This is a genomic window from Ruegeria sp. ABV3_008, assembly GCF_056161185.1.
On record NZ_JBSWYP010000011.1, the window covers coordinates 26,510 to 49,214 of the forward strand.

The window sequence follows — 22,705 nt, forward strand, 5'->3', positions numbered from 1 at the left end:
ACACCGATGAAACTAACACCCAAAGCTGCGAAGCTGATGCTTGGCTCGTCACTTGCGCTGGCACTGACAGCGCTATCCGTGCAGGCCGACACGATCCGTTTTTGGACCACCGAGGAGCAACCTGAACGTCTGGCAAAACAGCAAGAGATGGCGGACCAGTTTAAAGCCGAAACCGGTACCACGGTTGAGGTGATCCCGGTCACCGAAAGCGATCTGGGCACGCGCGCGACTGCCGCTTTTGCTGCTGGCGACCTGCCGGACGTTGTCTATCACACGCTGCAATATGCCCTGCCTTGGGCCGAGGCTGGTATTCTGGACACCGAAGCCGCGACCGAAGTGATCGAAGAGTTGGGCGCAGACACTTTCGCCCCCGGTGCTTTGGCGATGGCTGCGTTCAACGACGAAACCGCCTCGGTGCCAGTCGATGGCTGGACCCAGATGGTGGTCTACCGCAAGGACCTGTTCGAAGAGGCCGGTTTGGAGGCCCCCGATAGCTTCGCTGATATTCAGGCCGCGCTTGAGGCTCTGCACAACCCGCCGGAAATGTACGGTTTTGTCTCGGCGACCAAGGTTGACGAGAATTTCATGAGCCAGGTGTTGGAGCATGTCTTCCTCGCCAATGGTGTCAGCCCTGTTGGTCCCGATGGGTTCCAACCGCTTGACGAAGCCAAAACTACCGAGGTTCTGGATTTCTACAAAGCAATCTCCAAGGCGTCGCCTCCGGGTGAACTTTTCTGGAAGCAATCGCGCGAACTGTATTTTGACGGCAAGGCCGCAATGATCATCTGGTCGCCCTTTATTCTGGACGAATTGGCCGGCCTGCGTGACAGTGCCCCGCCAACCATCAACGATGATCCGACCTCGCGCGATCTGGCCAGCAAGACTGGCATTGTGACCAAGCTGTCCGGTCCCTCGAACCCGGATGGCGCGGCGTGGGGTGACGTGCGGTACTTCGGTATCACCAACGACGCCGATACCGATGCGGCGATGGAGTTCGTGAAATTCGCCATGGACGACGGCTACACCCAAACGCTTGCAATCGCGCCTGAGGGCAAGTTCCCGGTCCGTCGTGGCAATGCCGACAACCCGACCGCGTTCTCGGAAGCCTGGGCAGAACTGCCCGTGGGTGTCGACCGCAAAGCGCCCCTGGGTGATCTGTACGAACAATCCATGATCGACGAGATCGTCGGTGGTTTGGACGTGGCTCAGCGCTGGGGTGTGGCCGAGGGTCAGCTGGCGCTGGCATCGAAGATGATAAACAGCCAGGCCATCAACCGCGTTGTGCGTCAGTATATTGACGACGAAATCGACGCGGCCGCAGCCATTGCGGCGATGAACGAAGAGTTGGCCAAGGTTCAGTAACCAACCGGCACCTGCAGCGGCGTGCGCGCCGCTGCCCCTAAACCCTTCGAGGTAACCCATGACTTCGGCCTCCCCACCGACAGGAACCGGGGCGTTAGCCAAACGCGAGGCGCGTCTGGCCTGGACGCTGCTGGCTCCGACCATCATCAGTGTGTCGCTGGTTGTGATCCTGCCTTTGCTGGCGATCTTCTGGATCAGCTTCAAGCCCTTCACCCTGTCTGACCTGCGCCCGCCTGCTCCGGTCGTGCGTGAAAGCCTGCGCGGATCGGGTGATGATCTGCGGATAGAATACCGCCTGCGCAACTCCAGTCAGGATATTGCGATCGATGGCGTGACAGTCAGGGATGTCCTGCCCGATGGCGTCACGGCACTCGGCGACGTTGCAGCCCCCTGTGTATTGAACGGGCAAGAGCTGTTCTGCGACTTTGGTACGCTGGAAGGCGGCGAGCGCGAGCGTATTCGCATTCCCGTTGCGGTCGATGGCGACCCGGACGCCTTCGAAGATCTGGTTGAAGGGTCTGAACCGACAGTCACCGGCAGCGGCCCCAGCGTGCTGACAAATTTCGAGTTCAGTCTGGAAAACTTCGCCCGCGTGTTCGACGGCGACGAGTTCTGGGGCGTGCTTTGGGTCACCCTGTTCTACACCGTCTTCGGCACCATCGGCGCACTGGTCATGGGCTTGTTCGCCGCCTTGCTGCTGAACAAAAGCTTCCAGGGGCAGGGCTTTATCCGGGGTCTTTACCTGTTCCCCTACGTAGCCCCCGTCATCGCCGTGGCCTTCACTTGGGTTACGCTGTTCGACCCGTTCTCGGGTTCGGCCAATGCCTTGCTGGTGCAGATGGGGCTGAGCAGCGAACCAATCAACTTCTTTGGGGAACGCCCACTGGCGTTGATCATGGTTACAGTCTTTGAAATCTGGCGTTACTTCCCTCTGTCCTTCCTGTTCATTCTGGCGCGGATGCAGTCCATCGATAGCAGCATGTATGAGGCGGCGGATATGGATGGCGCGTCACCGTTCCAGAAGTTCTGGCTGCTGAGCATCCCGCAATTGCTGGGCATCCTGTCGGTCCTGTTTCTGCTGCGCTTCATTTGGACGTTCAACAAGTTCGACGACATCTTCCTGCTGACCGGAGGCAACGCGGGCACCCGCACGCTGACGGTTAATGTCTATGAACAGGCCTTTGCGGTCTCGAACATCGGGGCGGGCGCCGCCGTGGCCGTGGTCATCCTGATGTGTCTGATTGCCTTCAGCTTTTTCTTCTTCAAATTCATCAGCCGTGAGGAGGGTCTGTGATGCGCCAAGGGTATATCACTGGCCCGATCCTGGGCGCGCTGTGGCTGGTGGTGATTGCTACCACCATCGCGGTCACCATGTCCTTCGCCACGGGTGCCGCCTTCCGTCCCCAAGTTCTGCTGAGCCTGATCTGGGGCGCGTTGGCTGGTCTGGCGTACGTCCGCTTCCCCGCTCGTCATGCCTCGGCGCGTCTGGGCGTGTCGGCCCTGTTGGGTCTGACCTGCCTGACAGGCTTTGGCCCGGTTCTGATCGGCTCGGACACAACGCTGCTGGCGTTATCGGTCACCGTGGTTTCGATTGCCTTGGTCATGCATCTGTCGATGGCTGAAATCCTGAAAGAGCTGCCCTTTGGCGAACTGACCCGCCACGAGTTCGAAGACGCCGTGATCAGGTTTTGCACTGGTTTTGGCTATATCTTCTTCACGGCCATCGTGGTCATCCCCTTCTACGTGATGGTGATGACCAGCTTGAAATCGCAGCAGGCGCTGTTGCAGAACCCGCTGGATTTCTCGCTGGATCTGGATCAGGGCTGGGCGCTTTTCCGCAGCTATACGGAACTGTTCCGCGACTTCAATTTCGGCTCGTACCTGTGGACGTCCTTCTACGTCTCGGTTCTGACGGTCTTCATCACACTGGCCTTCAGCATTCCGGGGGCCTATGCGGTCGCGCGGTTCCGGTTCAAAGGGCAAAAGGCGTTCTCGCGCTCGATCCTGCTGATCTACATGGTGCCGATGATCGTTCTGGCGCTGCCGATCTATATCGCCTTTTCGCTGACCGGCCTGCGCAACTCGATCCTGGGCATCGTCATGATCTACCCGGTCACCACGATCCCGGTCGCGCTGTACATGCTGCAGGGGTATTTCCGTGGACTCCCGACCGAGGTGGAAGAGGCTGGCTTGATGGATGGTCTCTCGCGCTTGGCGGTGATCTGGAAGATCACCCTGCCGCTCAGCCTGCCGGCTCTGGCTTCGGTGTCGCTCTATGTCTTCATGATTGCCTGGAACGAATTCCTTCTGGCTTTCATGCTGCTGGACGATCCCTCGAAATTCACTCTAACCCGCGGCGTCACAATGCTGAACTCCTCGGAAATCCCTCGCCAACACCTCATGGCTGGCGCGGTGATTGCCACTGTTCCAATCATGGCCTTGTTCCTGGGGCTTGAACGTTTCATGACCAAAGGCCTGACGGCTGGCTCGGTCAAAGGATGACAGAAATGAACCACTTTACTTCGCCGACAGAGTCGGCACGCAATATCCTGATCGCCAATGATCGGGGTGGCTATACGATCCCGACCACCGGGCTCTATCCCTACCAATGGAACTGGGACAGCGCGATCGCCGCGCTGGGCTTTGCCGAGTTCGATATCGACCGCGCCTGGACTGAGCTTGAGACGCTGTTCTCGGGCCAGTGGGAGGACGGCATGGTCCCCCACATCCTGTTCCACAAAACGGACCCGGGCTATTTCCCAGGACCGGATGTCTGGGGCGGCATCGGGCCGATTGCCTCCTCCGGCGTAACCCAGCCACCGTTGGCGGCTACCATGGCCCGGCGGGTATGGGAGAAAGACCGCGCGGCTGGTGAAGCCCGCCTCTGCGCCCTGTTCCCCGCTATGCTAGCCTGGCATCGGTGGTTCATGACATGGCGTCTCGATGACCACGGCGCGGTTTGCACCACCCACCCATGGGAGGCAGGGCGTGACAATGCACCGGACTGGGACGACGCAATGGCGAGCATTGATGCCACAGACGTGGGCGAATACCAGCGTCGCGACACGAGCCACGTGAACAGCGCCGACCGGCCCACCAAATACGACTATGACCGCTACATCAAACTGGTTCAGATTGGGCGTGAAGCGGGCTGGGATCAGCAGCAATTGCTAGAGAAGAACCCATTCCGCGTCGCCGATCCGACTATGAGTTTCACAACTCTACGCGCCGCCCGCGATCTGCTGGCGATCAGCGAGGAATTGGGGATCAGGGCCGAAGGTCTCGCTGATGACGTGGACCGGCTCGAGGCGGGCGCAAAGTCACTGTGGAACGAGGCTTTGGGCACCTTTGATTCCCGAAATGCGCATACGGGCAAATGGGCTGAAAGCGTCTCAAATGCGAGCTACCTGTGTTGGTATGCAGGCATCGAATCCCAGCAAATGTTGGATCGGTTGAAAACTGTTTTGACCACGGTCCCCCACCCGATCCCCAGCTATGATCACAAATCGCCCAAGTTTGACGAGCGCCGATATTGGCGTGGGCCTACATGGGCATTCATGAACATGCTGACGGGGTTCGGTCTGAAGGATATGGGCCACGGGGTTGAGGCCGAAGCACTGCGCCTGAAAACCGGTCGTCTGATCGCAGGCCACGGATTTGCCGAATATTACGACCCGATTACCGGCAGTCCCGCTGGGGGCAACTCTTTCACATGGACCGCTGCCGTCTGGCTGCATTGGGCAGGGAGGAACTGATGGGCAGCATAGAGCTCAATTCCGTCGAAAAATGGTTCGGCGAAGTGCAGGTGATCAAAGGCATCGACCTAAAGATCGAAGAAGGTGAGTTCGTCGTCTTCGTCGGCCCGTCGGGCTGTGGTAAATCAACCCTGTTGCGGATGATCGGTGGGCTAGAGGACATCTCGCGCGGGTCTCTTTTGATCAATGGGGATGACGTCACCGACAATCCGCCCTCTAAGCGCGGGCTGACCATGGTGTTCCAGTCCTATGCGCTTTATCCTCACCTGACGGTAGCCGAAAACATGGGGTTCTCGCTGAAAGTGGCGGGCGTATCCAAGGGTGAAATCGCCGAACGCGTGGGTAAAGCCGCCGATGTGCTCAAGCTGGAAACTTATTTGGAGCGCAAACCTAAAGACCTGTCCGGCGGCCAGCGTCAGCGCGTTGCAATCGGTCGGTCAATTGTACGTGATCCCACCGCATTCCTGTTCGATGAGCCGCTATCCAACCTGGACGCAGCCCTCAGGGTCGAGATGCGGTATGAGATTGCCAAGCTGCACCAGAGCCTCAACCGCACCATGATCTATGTGACTCATGATCAGGTCGAGGCGATGACACTGGCCGATCGCATCGTGGTGCTGGAATTCGGCAAGATCGCACAAGTCGGTACTCCACGCGAATTATACGAACGCCCCGCCAACCTGTTCGTGGCGCAGTTCATCGGCAGTCCGAAAATGAACGTCATTCCCTGCACCGTGTCCGGCGATCAGTTTCAGCTGGAAAACGGCGGAGGTGGCCCATTTGATCGGACTGGTACCGCCACGATGCTGGGCATCCGCCCGGAACATATCAGTTTGGTCAAACCTGGCTCGGGTCACTGCGACGGCAAGGTTGAGGTGGTCGAGTATCTTGGCGCCGATATGTTCGTCATCGTCGATTGCGGGTTTGAGGAGAAGGTGACGGTTCGCCTTGGCGGGGACGCGCAGATTAAAGCCGGGACGCAAGTCGGCTTGTATTTTGCACCCGAGAAACTGCAGTTTTTCGACGCGGCAGGGCAGACGATCAGCCCAGATGAACGGGTGTGACACTTTTTGAGATGTTTCGCAAGCTTCTGGAGTGGCCAGAGCCAGCGACTCACTGGACACACCTATCCTGAGATCTTGGCAAATAGTCGAAAACCAGCCGGCTTGGAGCTAGAGAAATGCCGCTTCCAGTAATGTTGGCGATCTCAATACTGTCCATTGCAGCCGAGGCGGATCTGAACGACTTGAACGCGCATATGTGCAGTCTGTTGCAGTTGATGAAGCGATGATCCTGCTCGATCAAGTTTTCAAGAAATTTGACCTGACTGTTTGGATTTTGACTGAGCAACGAAGCCGACTAAGGATTTTGTTCGCTTTTCTAATGCGCGTGAATAGCGATCATCGGCGTGTCTTGAGAACCTACCTATTGAGAGTGGCGCGGCCCACCGGCCGCCGCGTTCAGCCATGATATCTTCGAAGTCACGATTGGACACCGTGTACCGCAGATAGAACTACACGGCGTGCAAAACTGCAACCTTGGGGAATGATAGCATTTCGACGAGTTCATGCCAAAACCTGTTCGAAAATTTTCGATCAGTACAAACCTAAGATCACGCAGGCTCGTCGACAAGACTCGAAAGACTGCGACACATCCGTTCTGGTTCAGTGAACAAGAAAGTGACAAGGACGTTGCCTCCTTCAAGGACTGGCTGCTCGGACAGACGCAGAAGCTACCGCGAGCGTTCCCTCGATTTGCCAAACCTGTTCAGGACGTTGCGTGTGATCTGTTCGACTTGGTCGTCCTGCCGGAACAGGCCCGCGACCCATTCGCAGGTTGCAGCGGTGAATATCTCGCCCTTGCCACGCGGCCACGAGATGATCATTCCGTTGCCGCGTTTGCAGGCGTCCAAGGTTTCGGGCGTGACCTCTCCGAAGAGCACCTGCGCTTTGAACGCCGCATCCGCTGACCCGATGTAGAGCGTTTCACCCCAAATACCGTGATCGGCCTCGATATTGGTTGCGAGCCCCATGGCGAGAATATCGATCTCCGGCACGGCACCATCCGTGCAGGTCGGAAAGGGCAACCCATCCTCGAAACGAAAGTCCAGCCCGTCGACCTCGTAGCCGAAAATCCGCGATCGCGCGCCCAGCAAGTCACCATAGCCGAGCCCGGCTCCGTGAAAGGCCCAGTGTTCGTCGCGGTAGATCGTGAAGCCGCCCGCACCGCCGCCAACACAGTTGCCAAGTCCGGCATAGATGCCGCGCAGGGCGTTGACACCGAAGGTCAACGCGCCGGGACGGTTGACTGGGTTCACCTCGAACGCACCCGAGACAAGGTGCTCTTGATCAGTCCCCATCAAAGGGTCCTGATCTGCGATATACTTGTAGCAGACCTGTGTGCGACCTTCGTCCTCGATCCGGGTCTGCCACAGGAAATTCCCGGCAAAACGCGCGACATGGCCCCCGGAATCGACATAGGCATCGACAGCATCGCGCATGTCCGCGCTCCAGTATTCATCGTGGCCAACGAATATCGCACAGGCATACCGGTTCAGAAGATTAGGGTCGCGGTGCAGATCGTGCTGTGTGATCACGTCGAGCTCATATCCCTCAGCCTCGGCCCAACGGGCGAAATGACGTTCATAGCTTGCCCAGCCCGCTGAGGCGTATTTCTTGGAATAGCCATAGGCATAAGCCCACTCCATGTAGGGATAGCGCACTATCTCGCCGGGCTTGGTCGGATGTTCGCGCAACGCACGCGGTGCGCCCTCGGGCAGTTTGCAGAACCCGCGTGTCCATGGCCTCTGTGTGGAGACGATGGGTGAAAATGCATCGCCATTCGGCCCCGTGATACCCTCATAGTGATTGGACCCGCCCCAGCAATTATAGGCCAGCCAGGTGCCCGTTGCACAAACCAGAACATAGGGCGGTGGCACGGCATTGGGCGCGGTTCTGATTAGAATGACATGGTGTTCTTCAACCACATCATCGCCCTTCCGAGCGCGGAAAGTTACCAGATAACCGCCAGGTGCCCAATCATCGGGGATGGTGAAGGCATAGGCCTCGGGCCAGCCACAGCCCTTGACCGAGCAATCTTTGGGCGTTGGATGATGCACCCCCGGAAGGCCGCTCTTGGTCAGTAGCGGCTCATAGAGCTGCCCGTCGCGGCCGATCTCAAGCTCCCATTCCGTTGCCGTGGTGGACACGTGCAGAGCAATGCAATCCCCGGGGGAATAGCTCATCTCTGGGGTGTATCCCCAGATTTCCAGAACCGCCTCGTCGCGCGCCGGGCCGATATAGTAGTTATCAAGGATATGGCGCGCCTTTGCACGGGTGCGCGGCGTGGTCGCTGGTCCGGGGTGGTCCTGTGTCATATGTCTACTCCGGCAAATACTTGTCCGACCAGCTTTCGGCAGCTGTGCTGCTTTCGATCATGTGCCCGATTTCCTCGTTCGTATAGCCTATCCGTGCGAGGATTTCGCGCGTGTCCTGCCCGTATTTCGGAGCAGGTCCGGGGATCGTGATCGAGGCTTTCTCGGGCCGCACCGCATTGGGCGCGACGAGGTCGACCCACCTCCCCATCGGATGCTGATCATGGCGCACCGCGCGGAAGGTCGCCTTGGATATGTCGATCCTGTCGTCGCTTTCGAACTGCAGGCCTGCGTCGCGCGTTTCATGGAGGGAACCAAGAGGCGTGATACCCACCGAGCCGCTGGCAAAGGCACGCATCCAGTCGGCCACCGGTTTTTGCGCAAACCGCTCGGCAAGGGCGGCTTCCAATTCGGTGTCATCCTTTCCGACGAGGTCGGCCACGTCCGGCACCTGGCTCAGGGCCGCGTCCCGCTCTGTCGGGGCAGCAAAGAACATCCAGCCATCGGCGGCGGCATAACAGCGATAGAACGGCCCCCAACCTCGCACCTCGCGTCCTGAAGGCTCGTCGAACGCTGGACGCCCTTCGAAATCATACATGAATTGGGCCTGGATCATTTCACCTGCCGCGGCCAGTGAGGCGCGGGCAACACCACCTTTGCCAGTCACCCTGCGCCGTTCCAGCGCCGCTCCGAGAGCCACGCAGGCACAATGCCCGGTCAGTGCGTCGATCGTTCCGAAATGAGCATGCTCTTCGGGTGTCTCCGGCCCGCCACCAAAGCGGGTCATCACGCCTGTCGCAGCTTGCGCGAGGTCGTCATAGCCAAGGTGATCCGATTTCGGCCCCCGACGCGGTCCGCCCCACGCATCAAGCTGCACCAGAATGAGACGCGGGTTGATTTCGTTCAGACGGGCCTCAGTCAGTCCTAGTGCATCACGTTGTTGATCGGTGCCGTTCATGGTGATCACGTCTGCCTCGGCCACCAATCTCCAAAGCGCCTCCTGCCCCTGTTCCGAACGCAGATCGAGCAACACGCTTTTCTTGCCGCGTTGCGCATGCAGCCCGAATACCACCGCGTTCCACGGATCGACCGAAGGCTGCACGGGCTGGACCAGCGTGACCTGCGCCCCGAACCGCACCAGTGTAGACCCGATGGTCGGTCCGGCAATGACGTTTGTCAGATCCAGCACCTTCAGCCCGTCGAGCCAGAAGCCTTTGCCGTCGCCGCTCATGGGCATTCGCGGCGTCTCTGCAAGAACACCGCTCAGCGCATCCCGAAAGTCGTCCTGCTGTGGCCCTGCGGCTTTATCCATTGCGCCTGGATCATCGGCCAGCCAAGCGACGTTGCCCATCTGCCGCATCTGCCCGTGGCGGGGATCGTCAAGCGCGACCACCAGCCCCGAGGCCAACGCGTGGGGGTCGGCCAGCCATTCGGCCGTGCAGCGTTGTGCTGTCGTCGGAGCCTTAGCCGCTCCGAACAGCTCTTCCCATTCATGCGCGGGACGGGTCAGGAAGGCCGCTTTCATCGCATCAGCTAGTCGCCTGCAATCGCCCGCCCCCACCGGATAGCTGCGCAAAGCCCATGCAGCGGGCCAATCCGCCTGATCGACATAGACATCAAAATCCGGCAATTCCTTCAACAGATCGCCAAGACCGAGAACCTCCAGCACTCTTTGGGGATGGTTCACGATCGAGCAGGATACGATGTAAAACCCTCGTCCATCGGCACAGGTATAGGTGCGGTAGAACGGATCAAGAAATTCGGAGAGCTCGGCAAAGCTCAGGTTGTTGGGCAGGCCTTCGCGCGCGCGCCGCTCCAACTCCAACTCACGCGGAGATTTGTAACGGTCGGGGTAGTCCTCGATCTGCTCGCAATTGTAAACCAGCCCCTCCATTAGGGCAGACGCAAGCGGCACTTCGATGTGGTCACCTCCCATCCGGGGCCGCGCGGCCAACGCGAACAGTACCGACATCGCGCCGAATGCGGCACCATAGGCCGAGGCCAATCCCAGCGGGGTAAAGGAAGGATTGATCCCCATCAACCGACGATTCAACCCCATGTCGGTAAATTGCCCAGTGCGCGCCGCGATCACCGCCTCCCAGGCTGCCAACCCGGCGAGCTCGGGATCGGTTGACGCAAAGCCGGGAAGCGAAAGCGAGACGATGTCGGCGTTCACCTGCCTTAGCGCCTCCGGCCCAAGCCCAAGCCGCTCCATTACGCCGGGACGGAAGTTCTCGATCACCACGTCAGCGCGGCGAACCAGATCTAGCGCCGTATCGCGTCCGTCGGCTGTCTTGAGATCAAGCGTCAGCGCACGTTTGCCACGCGATAACATGTCGAAAGCTGGGTCTTTCCACTTAGGACCACCTGGCGGATCGATACGGATCACCTCGGCCCCGAGATCGGCCAGCATCATCCCGACCAACGGCCCGGCCAGAAAATGCCCAAAATCAAGGACACGAACGTGGGAAAGCGGGCGGTTCTGCATGGTCACTGGATCCTGTTCCGGCGGCTTACACCCACAACTCTAGGAAATTGTCTAGACTTGTTACATACTCATTCTGCCAAAAATGAGATCTAATCTGCCAATGCATCCCATCCATGTCTCTGTTTTCCTGTGTAATGCCTTTTCCAATATGGTGCTTGCCTGCTTGCTTGAACCGCTGCGGGTGGTGCGCGATCAAACCGGTGCAGATATCCGCTGGAATATCCTGACGGATGGCGACCGCACCGTAAGCAGTTCCAGCGGTCTGAGCGTTTCGCCGGAAATGTCGATGGTAGACGCGCCCGAACCCGATCTGGTCATTGTCATCGGTGGCGACGCCTTTCGCGACACCAAAGGCGTGACCGCCGCCCGCAGTCTTGGACAATTGATGCAGGGCGCAACTGTGATTGCAGCCGATACCGGTGCCTGGGTGTTGGCGCGGGGCGGGTTTCTGAACGCTCGGAATGCCACGTTGCACTGGCAGCTTCTTGAGGAATTCGCCGAGGAGTTTCCCGAGGTCAACGTCCTTCCCGATCGCCATGTGCAAGACGGCCGTTTCTGGACATGCGGCAGCGCGGCAGCGGCGTTTGATCTGATGTTGCAATTCATTCGAGATCAGTTCGGCGCCTCGGTCGCATTTGATGCCGGTGCAATGTTCCTACACGATAACGCCAGACGGCACGGCGCTTCCTATCCCGATCAGGCCTTGTCGCAAGCGGTGTCCCCGAAGCTCAAACGTGTCGTCGTGCTCATGTCCGAAACGCTCGAAACGGCGCTGTCTATCCCCGCCCTGGCGGAACAGGCACACATATCTGAACGGTCCCTGCGCCGTCTGTTCTGGGCAGAATTGCAGACGACGCCTGGGCGATACTACTTGCTGCTTCGCCTGGCCCGCGCCCGCGAGTTGCTTAGACATAGCGACCTCTCACTCGATCAAATCGCTTTGCGTTGCGGTTTTGCCAATGCGATCACCCTGGCACGTAGTCTGCGCAAGAATTTCGCAAACGATCCGCTTCAGGATCGTTAGGCAAATCTGTAACTACTTCGGCCTACGCTCTGCGAAAGTTGCCCGGCAAATTGCAAGCAACAAATTTCCGGGCTTTAATGAGCCTGGCTTACACTAATTGAAGTGTTCAAAAACGGCCGTTGGGACGATTCCCACGAACCGCTGGGCATTGTCTCTAACCTGCTGATATAGCGGCCTGTGGTGAAGCCCAGAGGCCCTTAAAGCGGACTTTGAAGCAAACTGTTGTTTCCGTCGCGAAGGTCGGAAAGTGGAATTTCGCGCTACCTCACGCCGTGCCACATTCTGTACAAAAAAGCTGTGGTCTTTTGATTTAAGGAAAAAGAGACCCTGATTGAATCTGCGAGAAACGTTGATATTCCAAATTTTCGCGCTTACCGGCTGCTCGCCCTGTTGCACCGCAGCGACGTCTTTCAAAACCACAAGGTGATCTTCCAGTTTAAGCGCTTTATCCAAATCGTGAGTGATGAAGACTATGGTTTTTTGCAACTAGTCTTGCAACTCAAGCAGCAGATCCTGCATATTCGTGCGGATCAACGAATCCAGCGCCGAGAATGCCTCGTCCATCAGCATGATGTCCGAGTTTGAGGTCAATGCACGCGCAATGCCCACGTGTTTTTGCATCCCGCTAGACAGTTGCGTGGAATAGCGCGCCTCATACCCCTGAAGCCCCACGGGCGCCAACCATTTGCGCGCCTCATCCTCGCGGGTTTGTTTGTCGATCCCCTGAATTTGCAATGCCATCGCGGCGTTTTGCAGGACCGTGCCATAGGGCAGCGGGGCGAATTTCTGGAACACCATCGACATCTTCTTTTGTTGCAAACGGCGCAGGTCCGCGGCGAACAGCTATGTTACGTCTTCGCCATCCAACGGGATCTCGCCCGCGGTGGGTTCGATCAGGCGATTCAGGTGGCGGATCAGTGTCGATTTGTCAGACCCGGACAGGCCGATGAGCACGGTCGTTTTGCCAGCCTGCATATCAACATTTATATCCTGTAATACCAGCACGTGCTTGTGGCCGGCCAGAAGGTTGGTCTTGCCCAAACCGGCGCGGAAATGGGGCATCATCTCGTCGGGTTGGGCACCAAGTATCTTGTACAGGCCCGCATAAGCGGACCTTACGAGGTATCGCTCATCGAGGCTTCAACGGTGTTCATGGATGACGTTGTTACGTTGCAGCGCGGCCTTCGATGTTCGGTCCAGCACTACCGCCAGCAGGACAATGTCCAGACCGGAAATCATGCCGACACCCTACAGCTTTTGACGGCGGCTCAAGCCGAAAGCATCTGTGGCCTCGATCACATCGCGATCAACCAGGCGGAAGGCCAGATCGGTCACGCAGATCACAGGTAAGATGGCGTGAAGGATGATCGCAATACCATAAAGCTTGGGTTCCATGACCGAGAACAGGAAGGTCAACGGGATCAGATAAACGAAACTAGGCAGGGTCTGGATAAGGTCCAGAACCAGTATGATCAGTCGCTCCATCGTCTCCGACTTAGACATGAGCACACCTATTGGCACGCCAAACACCACGCAAAGCCCGGTACAGACAAATAATCGATAGAGTTTCCAAAGCCACGTCCAAATGGTCGAAAAAGCCAAGAAACAGGAAAGAGAACGCGACGAAAACGGTCACTGCTAGGGACCGCGACACCGCCCAAACCTGCGCGACCAGGAGCGGCACCAAGACCCACCAAGGCGGAGCGGCAAAAAGGTAAAGCGTTCCATCAAGTGCCCAGCTGAGCGGTTGGGTAAGCGGATCCAACACCAATTTCAACCCGTCTCGCATCGAAAGAAACATGTCTTCCACCGCCGTGGTCATATCGCGCGTCTGGGAAATCTCTATACGGCCGTCATGAAGGTTGTCGAGCGACGGGAAGGGCAGCATTTCAGCATTGGCGTCGACTTGGTCGCCGTCCACCTGAGCCAACAGCTGTGCCATCGAAATCGGCCCGCCTTTTGGATTGGCGTCGCTCCAGTCGCGCAGACCAATTGCGTCGAAAAGCTTGCCATAGAAGGCCATGCGCCCCTCCTGTCATGGGAAAGGCCTCGCCGTCTACACGGCGAAGTAGGGAGTGTCGGCAGGGGGGTTACTTCAATAGCGCAGACAGCTTGCCACGTGCCTCCTCTCCTATCCAAGTCGACAAGGTATCGTGATAGTTAGTCAAGAAATAGACCGCAGCCTCTTCATAGGACGCGCTGTTGCCATCCTGCCAGGCCGGCACTGCTCCCATCTGGTCGTTGGTAGACGACGTCAGCTTGAGTAACTCGACCACCTCGGGTTCGCGCTCCAGAAGGCTGGGGATTTTGGCGATGGGATAGGCGGACAATATTGATGCGGCGCATTTGGGGTCCCCGTTGCAGGTATGCGCGCTCTGATCAAAGGGCGCGGTTTCCACATGCACCATCGGGTATTTGCCCAGCATCGAAGTCGGTGCCCGGTAGTAAACGAACTAGGGTTCATTGGCGGCATATGCCGCAGCGATGGTGATGGCCAAGGTTTCGCCCGATCCGTGCTGGAACCGGTCAATCCCGTGGCCAGCCATGTCCACTGCCTTGGCGTTATTTAGGTTCACCAAATCACACGCCCAACCGGCGGGCATTCATGGAACTGCCCTCCGACCAGTTGCGGGTTGGCCAAGATACCGTCCAGCGTCTTCCATTCGGGATGAGCTTCCGCCAGACAGGCGGGAAACCACCTGGCCTCGACACCGCCATCGGCCAGAACATGGCCAAGCTCTACCAGCTATCCTTCTCTGCGCAACTCTGCATAGACCGGCGAGGAATTTGTCCAGAGTTCCGCAAGGATGTCCGGCTCACCGGTTTCCGCAATCGAGGCCATCGCCGGGGTGGTCGAGGATGGTACCATGTTCACCGTGCTACCGTAGCCTGTTTCGAGCAGGAACTTGGCAACTGACGTTACGACCGCCGACGAGACCCAGTCCATTTCAATGATCGACACCTCGCCACACTTGGCAAGGGCAGGCGTCGTCCGAAGAGCGGTATAAAGGGTGTTTGCGGCAAGAATTTTTTCTTGAAGGTCATTTGGTCTCCCAGTCGTTCCTATCGGGAGGGGTGTGGCGCGATTTTCCGCGCTTTGGTTTGATCCGGTGGCATTCAGAATTGTGCGTATTTTCAATCTCAAGATACGTTTTTTGCCGCGATCTGAACCTGAATCGTCATATTTCGCGAGTTTCTTGTTCACCGCCGTCAAAATGGAAAACCTCGCCAGGATTTCCTGACGAGGCGAGAATCGGGAAGCAAATCAGGTCTGGCTTACATCAGGTCTCTGGCCGTGACGCCTAGGGCTGCGACACGTGATTTCGGTGGAGTTTTGCCCGCATCGATCAATCGTTTCGCGAACGTTTACCCGCGCGGGTCGTCGATCGCGTCGACCGCCAAAACGTGTCGCCAAGGTAGTATCAAAGCGGCAACGCTCCGTTGTCAACAGCCCGGTGCACGACCTCGTGGTGACCCACCGACAAGCCCACGATTTAGAGCTTGGTGGCATTCTGACCCGACCAGAACCACGGCTTGGCGTTATGGGACGCGCGGCGCCCGAGAATCGTTGCATCGGCCAAATAGTGTTGAATTGCCAGATGCAACGCGCGGAAATGGACCGAGGTCGCCTGCGACAAGATGCGAACCGCCGCTTCCAACAAGGTCACGGGCAGGCCCAGCTTGACCTGCACCCCTGCGGCTTCAAGCCCCAATTGGCCCCGAACGACTACCAGCGCATTGCTCCCCAACCAAGCGTTGAACGCAAACGCCTCGGCATCTGTCAGATCGCGCATAGTCAACACGCTGTTCAGGCTCCCCCTAAGGCATCTGGCAAGCACGGCGGGCGTGAACCAGTTGACAGCACCAGATGATAATCGAAAACGGAGCCGTCTGTTTCGGTGCGCACCTGCCAGTTGACCCGGTCTATTTCCACGACAAGGCAGCCTGTGCGCAGGGTGATGTCATTCTCACCGCAATACGCTTCAGGCCGCAGAGGCAGCCGCGCGCGCCATCCCGCCCAGAAGAACCACCTTGACAGCGGAGGGCGTTGATAGTGCAGCGCGGCTCCTCTCCGACCAGCGTGATCGGCTCTTAATGCCCACGCTTGCGCAAGTTAGCGCAGTCCGAAAACCGGGTCTGCCCGGCGCCAATAGCCAAAACGTGGTTCATCAACTAACGCAAACCTGAAGTGGCTTTCTGCATCGCCAGGATCAACGCGTCGCGTTTCGCCGACAGCTCGGCGGGGCTTTGCCCGCGTGCCTCGTCGCGCACGCCTTCGATCAAGGTGCGCGAAACATCGCCATCCAGACGCACCTGTCCCAGATCATCCCACCAGCCGTTGAACGTGTCGGTGAAATGGTCGCAAAACGCCTGAAGCCCGCCTGCGCCCGCGCCCAGGTTGAAAAGCATGGTTGGCCCCATCGCGGCCCAACGCAGGCCGGGGCCTGCCCAGACTGCCTTGTCCACGTCTCCTACGCTCGCCACGCCTTCGACCACCAATGAAATCGCTTCGCGCCAGATTGCGGCTTGCAGGCGGTTCGCGACGTGGCCGTTCTTTTCCTTGTTCACCCGGATGGTAACCTTGCCCACAGCTTCGTAAAACCGCTCGGCCCCATCCACTGCCGCCGGGTCGGTCAGGTCATTTCCCAGGATTTCCACCAACGGGATCAGGTGGGGCGGATTGAACGGGTGCCCCAGCACGAAGCGTGCGGGGTCTTTCCAGCCTCCCTGCATCTGGCTCAGCATCAGGCCCGAGGCCGAACTGGCGACAATGGCCTGCGGGTCCAGAATCGGTTCGATCTCAGCAAAGGTGGCGTGTTTGATGGGTAGGCGTTCAGGCACGTTTTCCTGGATGAACGCGGCTCCGGCGACCGCCCTGGCGGCACTGTCGTGAAAGCTGATCGCGTCAGGTGCGCCATTCTCGGTCAGTCCCAGCTCGGCCAGGGTTGGCCAGGCCATCTCGACATAGTCGCGCACCTGCTTTTCTACCTCCGACGCCGGATCGAACACCGCAACCGAACGTCCAGAAGCCAAGAAAAGCGCCGCCCAGCTGGCCCCGATGACGCCACCACCAAGGCAGGCCGTATGTGCAAATTCCATCAGAACAATCCCGGGTTGAGGGGCGAGGCAGCAGTCAAGCCGCCATCGACCGTGAAACATTCGCCAGACACGTAAGCCGCCTGATCCGATGCCAGCCAACTTACCATGTTGGCAATGTCGGCGGGTTCCCCGAACCGGCCCACCGGGTGGCGGGCCATTGCGTCGGCCATGGCTTTCTCAGGGTCTTTTGCCAGGGCAAACCCGTCCTCGGCCATCTCCGTCATGATCCAGCCCGGGCGGATCGCGTTGCAGCGGACTTTTGGCCCGTGATCAACAGCAATCGATCGGGTCAGCCCGTGAACAAAAGCCTTTGACGCATTGTAAAGCGCCATGCTTGGGTCCGCGATCATGCCGGAGATTGACCCAATATTGATGATGTTGCCGCCATGTTCGGCCATATCCAACAAGGCCACCCGGCACATGTTGAACACGCCTTTGCAGTTCACGTTCATCACCAGATCCCAATCGTCATCATCGCTTTCGGCTACGGTTTTTTCGACCTGAACGCCTGCGTTGTTGACCAACAAGGTGACGCGACCGAATGCGTTTTTTGCGGCTTTGATCAGCATCGCCGCATCCCCGGGTTTCGACACATCCGCCGTGAACCAAACGACCGTGTCCGGCATGTCCTCAGGCCGGGCGCCGCGTCCGCATGTGACAACATCAAAACCGTCTGCCAACAGCCGTTCCACAATGGCCCGGCCAATCCCCCGGCTTCCGCCGGTGACAATCGCGCAATTATCCATGGGCGATCATCACATGTCTGACGGCGGTGTAGGCATCGAGTGCAAAAACGCTCATATCACAACCTGTTCCCGAAGATTTCATCGCCGCCCAGGGCATCTCTGGAGTCGCGACGCCGTGGGTATTTACCCAGGTAAATCCGTAACGCAGTTTCGCCGACATCCGCATCGCCCGTCCGGTATTGTTAGTCCAGACCGACGAAGCCAGCCCGAACGTTCCGGCATTGGCAACCCGCAGCGCTTCGTCCTCGTCGCTGAACCGCGAGATCGTAACGACGGGACCAAAGATCTCGTTGCAGAAGACTTCCGCATCATGGGGTACATTGGCGAGAACCGTGGGTTCATAGAAGAAGCCGGGGCCGTCGATCATCCTTCCACCGGCGACAACCGCGCAAGTGTCGCGCGCCCGATCGACAAATCCGGCCACGGTGTTGCGTTGTCCGGCCGAGATGATTGGGCCCATTTCCGTGCCCTCAGCCTTTTGCGCACCAACCTTGATCTGCCCTACCTGATCGAGCACAGCGGCCACCACCTTGTCATATACGGCATCCTGCACCAGCAGGCGGCAGGGTTGCGCGCAATCCTGACCGGCGTTGAAGAACGAGCCATAGCGCACGGTTTCCGCCACCGAGTCGATATCGGCGTCGTCAAAGACGATCACGGGGGCCTTGCCGCCCAGCTCCAGATGCACGTGGCGGATCTGACGCGAGGCCGCTTTCATCGCCTCGGCCCCGGTCGCATTGGACCCGGTGATCGAAATCGCCTCGGTGCGCGGGTCGTTGATCATCTGGCTCCCGATCTCGCGGCCCGAACCGTGTAGAACGTTCACGACGCCTTTGGGGGCGATGTCTGCAATCAGCTCGGCGGCCTTCAATGTGGAAAGTGGCGTGAGCTGAGAGGGTTTCAGCGTCACGGAACAGCCCGCCGCCAAAGGCGCAGCCAGCTTCCAGGCGGCCATCATCAAAGGGTAGTTCCAGGGCGCAATCGCCGCCACCGGTCCGACCGGATCTTTGCGGATCATGCTGGTGTGGCCGGCTACGTATTCGCCCGCCGTCACCCCGGTTATAGTGCGCGCGGCACCAGCGAAAAAGCGGAAGGTGTCCAGCGTCAGCGGGGTTTCATCGTTCAGCGCCGAGGGCCAGGGCTTGCCTGCGTCCAGGCTTTCCAACTCGGCCAACTCCTCGATGTTGGCTTGGAGGACATCCGCGATATCTGTCAACAGTTGCGACCGTTCCGCCGGGCTGGTCTGCCCGAACGTGTCAAACGCCTCATGCGCAGCGGCGGCTGCAGCGTCTGCTTGTTCCGAGGTGGCGGCATTGATGGTGCAAATCTCTTCTCCGGTTGCCGGGTTCAGGGCCGGGATCGCCGCCCCGCCTCCTTCAACAAGCTCGCCATTGATCAACATCTTTGTCTGCATGTGCTCCCCTCCTTAGAATGCGACATGATCGCCGCCCTTCAGGCCCAAACGCGCGCGCGCCTCGGCGGGGGTGGCAACCTGAAGCCCCAAATTTTCGACAATCTCCCGAATTTTGCGAACCTGCTGAGCGCTGGACACAGCTTTCTCTCCGGGTCCGATGTATAGGCTATCTTCCATACCCACCCGCACGTTCCCCCCAAGCAATGCGCTTTGCGTGGTGAACGGCATCTGGTGGCGACCGGCGGCCAGAACCGACCATTCATAGTCATCGCCAAACAGTTTGTTGGCAATGGTGTGCATGTGCATCAGGTTGTCCAGATCGGCCCCAACTCCGCCCAAGATACCAAAGACCATCTGCACGAAAATCGGCCTCTCGATCCAACCCTGATCAATGATCCACGCCAGGTTATAAAGGTGGCCAAGGTCATAACATTCGAACTCGAAACGCGTACCGTGGCCCTGACCCAGTTCCTTGAGGCAGTATTCGATATCCGCGAAGGTGTTGCGGAAGATGAAATCGCGGGTCATGTCCAGGAATTCGGGCTCCCAATCGTGCTTCCAGTTCGAATACTTGTCTTTCATCGGGAAGATACCGAAGTTCATCGACCCGATATTCATGCTTGCCATTTCCGGGCTGGCGACCGTTGCGGCGCGCAGGCGTTCTTCACGAGACATGCCCAATCCACCGCCCGTAGAGACATTCATGACCGCATCTGTCGCCTGCTTGATGCGCGGCAGGAATTCCATGAACAGGTCGGGGTTCGGGTCGGGCTTGCCGGTTTCCGGGTCGCGCGCATGCAGGTGGATGATCGAGGCGCCGGCCTCGGCGGCCTCGATGCTGGCGGTTGCGATCTCGCTCGGAGTGATCGGCAGGTGCTCTGACATGGTAGGGGTGTGAATGCCGCCCGTGGGGGCGCAGGTGATGATGACGGGCTTGGTCATGTGGTTGGCTCCTCGAAGGTATTAGGGACAACTAAGAGGTGGTGTGGGTTCTCTGGTATGCCCCAGATCGGCCTTCGCCAAGCCATCTGTCCAAACGCGAACAGAGGCATCCCAGCGACGACCTCCGGCTCTTGCGAACGCAGCGCCTCTGACATCACAGTCTCATCTGCTGGACTTGCGCAGACAGTCCGCCGTCCAGTACCCAAAGTTGACCGCTCGCATAGCGGGCCTCGTCCGAGGCGAGCCAGTTGACCAGGTTCGCGATGTCCTCGGGCGTGCCATAGGTGCGCATCGGGTGAACGTCACGCACCGCCTGTTGCAGCTCATCAATCGACTTGCCACCGCCGCCGGACCCGTCGCCGGAAAAGAAGCTTTGCAGCATTGGTGTGTCGATATAGCCCGGGCAGATAGCGTTTACGCGGATGCCCTCAGGGCCGTGGTCACAAGCCAAGGCGCGGGTCAGCGCATGCACCGCGCCCTTGGTGGCACAATAAGCCGCAAGGCCGGGATCGGCGATGAACCCGTCATAGCTACCAAAATTGATGATGCTGGCGGAAGCGCCGGTCTTCGCCGCCGCGCGCATCAGGGGTAAGGCGTATTTCGAGGTCAGGAAGGTGCCGGTGCAGTTTACAGCGAAGCTTTGGTTCCATTCCTCAAGCGTGGTGTCTTCGATGGTCTTCTCGATCTCGATCCCGGCTGCGTTCACCAGAATATCGAGCTTGCCTTCGTCGGCCTCGATCTGCGCCATCGCAGCTTTTACCGCAGCCTCGTCTGCCACGTTCATCGCAACAAAACGGCTACCATTATCGTCATGTTCGGCCAATGATCCCTGCGGTGTCAGATCGGCGGCATAGACGATCGCCCTTTCACGCAGAAAGCGCGCTACGATTGCCCGACCAATCCCTCCACGACCACCAGTTACGAGGGCGATTTTTCCCTGTAGTTTCATATCAGTCGTCCTTTTGCGGCGGGAACCGATAGCGGCCTGCGGCCTCGGTCCAATCCATATGGTTGCGCACATATTGCAGGCTGGCATCAGAGGGTGGGTTGTAATCCCAATGCTCCCCGGCATCGGCTTCCATCGCCGCATGAAGCGCGCGGCGGGATTTCTGCGTAGCGATCACATCTGTGCGCAGCTGGTCGCTGTTCCAGCGGGCTCTGACTTCGGCGGCAAAGCCTGCGGCGGCTTTGGCATAGGCTGGATCAGCAGCGACATTCACCTTCTCGAACGGGTCAACCGACAGGTCATAAAGCTGCGGTGGATCGATGTCGCAATGGATGTATTTCAGTGGCCCGCGCCGGATCATAAAGACCGGCCAGGGGGTCATTTCGGCGCAGTATTCACCGATCGCCTCGTCCAACGGGTCGGCCTCACCGCGCGCCAGCGGCATCAGTGATCGGCCGTCGACCGTTTCGCCAAACATGTCCGGGGGGCCGCCTCCGATATCAACAAAGGTGGGTAACAAATCCAGTAGCGAACAGGCGTTGGGCGCGCGGCCTTTGGCCACCCCCGGCCCGGCCATGATCAAGGGCACCCGAGCCGAGTGTTCGAAGAAGTTCATCTTGTACCACAGACCGCGTTCGCCCAGCATGTCGCCGTGATCTGCAGTAACAATAACGATGGTGTTGTCGAGTTCGCCAATGTCTTCGAGCGTCTTGACGATCTTGCCTACCTGGCTGTCGAAGAAGCTGACATTGGCCAGATAGGCACGACGCGCGCGCCGGACTTCTTCGTCTGTCAGAAGGACATAGCTGGCTTCGATCCCATCCATGACACGGCGCGAGAACGGGTCTTGGTCTTCAGGCGGTAACGTGAACTCGGGCATGTCGACGTCATCATCGTCATAGAGGTCCCACCATTCCGGCTGCGCAACATAGGGATCATGTGGGTGAATGAAACTGGCGACCATGCAGAAAGGCACTTCCGATCCGTGCGCCCGATCGCGCGCGCGATCTATCAGCCAGCGGCGCGCGGCAAAGCCGACCTCGTCGTCATAGTCGGTCTGGAAGGTGGCGACGGCCACGCCGCTTTCCTTGACCGTCTGCATGTTGTGGTACCACTTGTCGATGCGCTCATCATGGGCCTCCCAATCGGGCGTCCAGGCGAAATCGGACGGGTAGATGTCGGTGGTCACGCGGTCCTGAAACCCGTGTTTCTGGTCGGGGCCGACAAAGTGCATCTTGCCCGACAGGCAGGTGTGATAGCCCAACGTCTTCAGGTAATGCGCGAATGTTGGCACGCTGGCGCGGAATTCGGAGGCATTGTCGTAGGCGGCGATACGGCTGATCAACTGGCCGGACATGAAGGCGAACCGGGAAGGTGCGCAAAGTGGTGAGTTGCAATAGGCCGCATCAAACCGCATCCCGCGCGCGGCCAGCGCATCGATATGCGGTGTCTTGGCGACTGGGTGGCCATAGGCCCCGCAAAATTGCGGTGCCAATTGGTCGGCCATCACGACGACGATATTTGGTGTTGCTGGCATGATGCTGTTCCTCCCTGC

The 22,705-nt window shown here is 58.8% G+C and carries 18 protein-coding genes and 2 pseudogenes; 6 read left to right on the forward strand and 14 right to left on the reverse strand.

The window, feature by feature from the left end; genetic code table 11:
* Window positions 1-6 precede the first annotated feature (6 nt).
* The 5 genes from ACXAH8_RS17605 to ACXAH8_RS17625 are packed head-to-tail and all read left to right on the forward strand — an operon-like array spanning window position 7 to window position 6,181.
* Window positions 7-1,362 (forward strand): ABC transporter substrate-binding protein, encoded by a 1,356-nt coding sequence (locus ACXAH8_RS17605; RefSeq protein ID WP_170380657.1) that lies wholly within the window; start codon window positions 7-9, stop codon window positions 1,360-1,362.
* 58 nt (window positions 1,363-1,420) lie between these two features.
* Complete coding sequence (locus ACXAH8_RS17610) at window positions 1,421-2,656, forward strand: carbohydrate ABC transporter permease (RefSeq protein ID WP_475220053.1); 1,236 nt, start codon at window positions 1,421-1,423, stop codon at window positions 2,654-2,656.
* Window positions 2,656-3,864, forward strand: a complete 1,209-nt coding sequence (locus tag ACXAH8_RS17615) for a carbohydrate ABC transporter permease (protein WP_475220054.1) — start codon at window positions 2,656-2,658, stop codon at window positions 3,862-3,864. Before ACXAH8_RS17610 ends, ACXAH8_RS17615 begins: the two co-directional genes overlap by 1 nt.
* 5 nt (window positions 3,865-3,869) lie before the next feature.
* Entirely contained in the window at window positions 3,870-5,117 is a 1,248-nt protein-coding gene (locus ACXAH8_RS17620; RefSeq protein WP_475220055.1) for an MGH1-like glycoside hydrolase domain-containing protein, read from the forward strand.
* Window positions 5,117-6,181, forward strand: a complete 1,065-nt coding sequence (locus ACXAH8_RS17625; protein WP_475220056.1) for an ABC transporter ATP-binding protein — start codon at window positions 5,117-5,119, stop codon at window positions 6,179-6,181. The genes ACXAH8_RS17620 and ACXAH8_RS17625 overlap by 1 nt, the downstream gene beginning before the upstream one ends.
* A 668-nt stretch (window positions 6,182-6,849) precedes the next feature.
* Here the strand turns inward: ACXAH8_RS17625 and ACXAH8_RS17630 are convergent.
* Both ACXAH8_RS17630 and ACXAH8_RS17635 read right to left on the reverse strand, forming a co-directional pair.
* Window positions 6,850-8,493 (reverse strand): N,N-dimethylformamidase beta subunit family domain-containing protein, encoded by a 1,644-nt coding sequence (locus ACXAH8_RS17630; RefSeq protein ID WP_475220057.1) that lies wholly within the window; start codon window positions 8,491-8,493, stop codon window positions 6,850-6,852.
* Window positions 8,494-8,497: 4 nt separating this feature from the next.
* A complete protein-coding gene (locus tag ACXAH8_RS17635; protein ID WP_475220058.1) occupies window positions 8,498-10,978 on the reverse strand; it encodes a CoA transferase in 2,481 nt (826 codons plus the stop codon).
* A gap of 82 nt (window positions 10,979-11,060) precedes the next feature.
* On the opposite strand from ACXAH8_RS17635, the gene ACXAH8_RS17640 reads away from it, so the two are divergent.
* Window positions 11,061-12,002 (forward strand): GlxA family transcriptional regulator, encoded by a 942-nt coding sequence (locus ACXAH8_RS17640; RefSeq protein ID WP_475220059.1) that lies wholly within the window; start codon window positions 11,061-11,063, stop codon window positions 12,000-12,002.
* A 381-nt stretch (window positions 12,003-12,383) separates the two neighbouring features.
* On the opposite strand, the pseudogene ACXAH8_RS17645 reads toward ACXAH8_RS17640, so the two are convergent.
* From ACXAH8_RS17645 to betC, 12 genes and pseudogenes are all read right to left on the reverse strand, one after another.
* Window positions 12,384-13,067: pseudogene (locus ACXAH8_RS17645) on the reverse strand (ATP-binding cassette domain-containing protein); the annotation flags it as partial.
* Window positions 13,068-13,142: 75 nt separating this feature from the next.
* Window positions 13,143-14,025 (reverse strand): annotated as a pseudogene (locus ACXAH8_RS17650) (ABC transporter permease subunit).
* A 67-nt stretch (window positions 14,026-14,092) separates the two neighbouring features.
* Window positions 14,093-14,428, reverse strand: a complete 336-nt coding sequence (locus ACXAH8_RS17655; RefSeq protein WP_475220060.1) for a glycine betaine ABC transporter substrate-binding protein — start codon at window positions 14,426-14,428, stop codon at window positions 14,093-14,095.
* Between the two features lie 27 nt (window positions 14,429-14,455).
* Window positions 14,456-14,605, reverse strand: a complete 150-nt coding sequence (locus ACXAH8_RS17660; RefSeq protein ID WP_475220061.1) for a hypothetical protein — start codon at window positions 14,603-14,605, stop codon at window positions 14,456-14,458.
* Window positions 14,606-14,748: 143 nt separating this feature from the next.
* On the reverse strand, window positions 14,749-15,207 hold the full coding sequence (locus ACXAH8_RS17665) for a glycine betaine ABC transporter substrate-binding protein (protein ID WP_475220062.1): 459 nt from the start codon (window positions 15,205-15,207) through the stop codon (window positions 14,749-14,751).
* A gap of 289 nt (window positions 15,208-15,496) precedes the next feature.
* Window positions 15,497-15,796: a hypothetical protein gene (locus tag ACXAH8_RS17670; RefSeq protein WP_475220063.1), complete on the reverse strand. Its 300-nt coding sequence runs from the start codon at window positions 15,794-15,796 to the stop codon at window positions 15,497-15,499.
* 379 nt (window positions 15,797-16,175) lie between these two features.
* Entirely contained in the window at window positions 16,176-17,102 is a 927-nt protein-coding gene (locus ACXAH8_RS17675; protein WP_475220064.1) for a 3-hydroxyacyl-CoA dehydrogenase NAD-binding domain-containing protein, read from the reverse strand.
* Window positions 17,102-17,848, reverse strand: coding sequence for an SDR family NAD(P)-dependent oxidoreductase (locus ACXAH8_RS17680; RefSeq protein ID WP_475220065.1), 747 nt, complete (start codon window positions 17,846-17,848; stop codon window positions 17,102-17,104). Before ACXAH8_RS17680 ends, ACXAH8_RS17675 begins: the two co-directional genes overlap by 1 nt.
* The gene (locus tag ACXAH8_RS17685; protein WP_475220066.1) at window positions 17,841-19,262 is read right to left on the reverse strand and encodes an aminobutyraldehyde dehydrogenase; all 1,422 of its coding nucleotides are present in this window, start codon (window positions 19,260-19,262) and stop codon (window positions 17,841-17,843) included. The genes ACXAH8_RS17680 and ACXAH8_RS17685 overlap by 8 nt, the downstream gene beginning before the upstream one ends.
* Window positions 19,263-19,274: 12 nt before the next feature.
* The gene (gene kce / locus ACXAH8_RS17690) at window positions 19,275-20,204 is read right to left on the reverse strand and encodes a 3,5-dioxohexanoate:acetyl-CoA acetone transferase (RefSeq protein ID WP_475220067.1); all 930 of its coding nucleotides are present in this window, start codon (window positions 20,202-20,204) and stop codon (window positions 19,275-19,277) included.
* A 154-nt stretch (window positions 20,205-20,358) separates the two neighbouring features.
* Window positions 20,359-21,153: an SDR family NAD(P)-dependent oxidoreductase gene (locus ACXAH8_RS17695; protein ID WP_475220068.1), complete on the reverse strand. Its 795-nt coding sequence runs from the start codon at window positions 21,151-21,153 to the stop codon at window positions 20,359-20,361.
* Between the two features lies 1 nt (window position 21,154).
* Window positions 21,155-22,687, reverse strand: coding sequence for a choline-sulfatase (gene betC, locus ACXAH8_RS17700; RefSeq protein ID WP_475220069.1), 1,533 nt, complete (start codon window positions 22,685-22,687; stop codon window positions 21,155-21,157).
* Between the last annotated feature and the right edge of the window lie 18 nt (window positions 22,688-22,705).

Excerpts from the sequence above, each read along its gene's own strand:
- ACXAH8_RS17660 (WP_475220061.1), bottom strand. The coding sequence starts at position 14,605 with ATGCCCGCCGGTTGGGCGTGTGATTTGGTGAACCTAAATAACGCCAAG.
- ACXAH8_RS17625 (WP_475220056.1), top strand. The coding sequence starts at position 5,117 with ATGGGCAGCATAGAGCTCAATTCCGTCGAAAAATGGTTCGGCGAAGTG.
- ACXAH8_RS17670 (WP_475220063.1), bottom strand. The coding sequence starts at position 15,796 with ATGCGCGATCTGACAGATGCCGAGGCGTTTGCGTTCAACGCTTGGTTG.
- ACXAH8_RS17655 (WP_475220060.1), bottom strand. The coding sequence starts at position 14,428 with ATGCTGGGCAAATACCCGATGGTGCATGTGGAAACCGCGCCCTTTGAT.
- ACXAH8_RS17620 (WP_475220055.1), top strand. The coding sequence starts at position 3,870 with ATGAACCACTTTACTTCGCCGACAGAGTCGGCACGCAATATCCTGATC.
- ACXAH8_RS17635 (WP_475220058.1), bottom strand. The coding sequence starts at position 10,978 with ATGCAGAACCGCCCGCTTTCCCACGTTCGTGTCCTTGATTTTGGGCAT.
- ACXAH8_RS17630 (WP_475220057.1), bottom strand. The coding sequence starts at position 8,493 with ATGACACAGGACCACCCCGGACCAGCGACCACGCCGCGCACCCGTGCA.
- ACXAH8_RS17675 (WP_475220064.1), bottom strand. The coding sequence starts at position 17,102 with ATGGAATTTGCACATACGGCCTGCCTTGGTGGTGGCGTCATCGGGGCC.
- ACXAH8_RS17610 (WP_475220053.1), top strand. The coding sequence starts at position 1,421 with ATGACTTCGGCCTCCCCACCGACAGGAACCGGGGCGTTAGCCAAACGC.
- ACXAH8_RS17680 (WP_475220065.1), bottom strand. The coding sequence starts at position 17,848 with ATGGATAATTGCGCGATTGTCACCGGCGGAAGCCGGGGGATTGGCCGG.
- betC (WP_475220069.1), bottom strand. The coding sequence starts at position 22,687 with ATGCCAGCAACACCAAATATCGTCGTCGTGATGGCCGACCAATTGGCA.
- ACXAH8_RS17695 (WP_475220068.1), bottom strand. The coding sequence starts at position 21,153 with ATGAAACTACAGGGAAAAATCGCCCTCGTAACTGGTGGTCGTGGAGGG.
- ACXAH8_RS17640 (WP_475220059.1), top strand. The coding sequence starts at position 11,061 with ATGAGATCTAATCTGCCAATGCATCCCATCCATGTCTCTGTTTTCCTG.
- ACXAH8_RS17615 (WP_475220054.1), top strand. The coding sequence starts at position 2,656 with ATGCGCCAAGGGTATATCACTGGCCCGATCCTGGGCGCGCTGTGGCTG.
- ACXAH8_RS17685 (WP_475220066.1), bottom strand. The coding sequence starts at position 19,262 with ATGCAGACAAAGATGTTGATCAATGGCGAGCTTGTTGAAGGAGGCGGG.
- ACXAH8_RS17605 (WP_170380657.1), top strand. The coding sequence starts at position 7 with ATGAAACTAACACCCAAAGCTGCGAAGCTGATGCTTGGCTCGTCACTT.
- kce (WP_475220067.1), bottom strand. The coding sequence starts at position 20,204 with ATGACCAAGCCCGTCATCATCACCTGCGCCCCCACGGGCGGCATTCAC.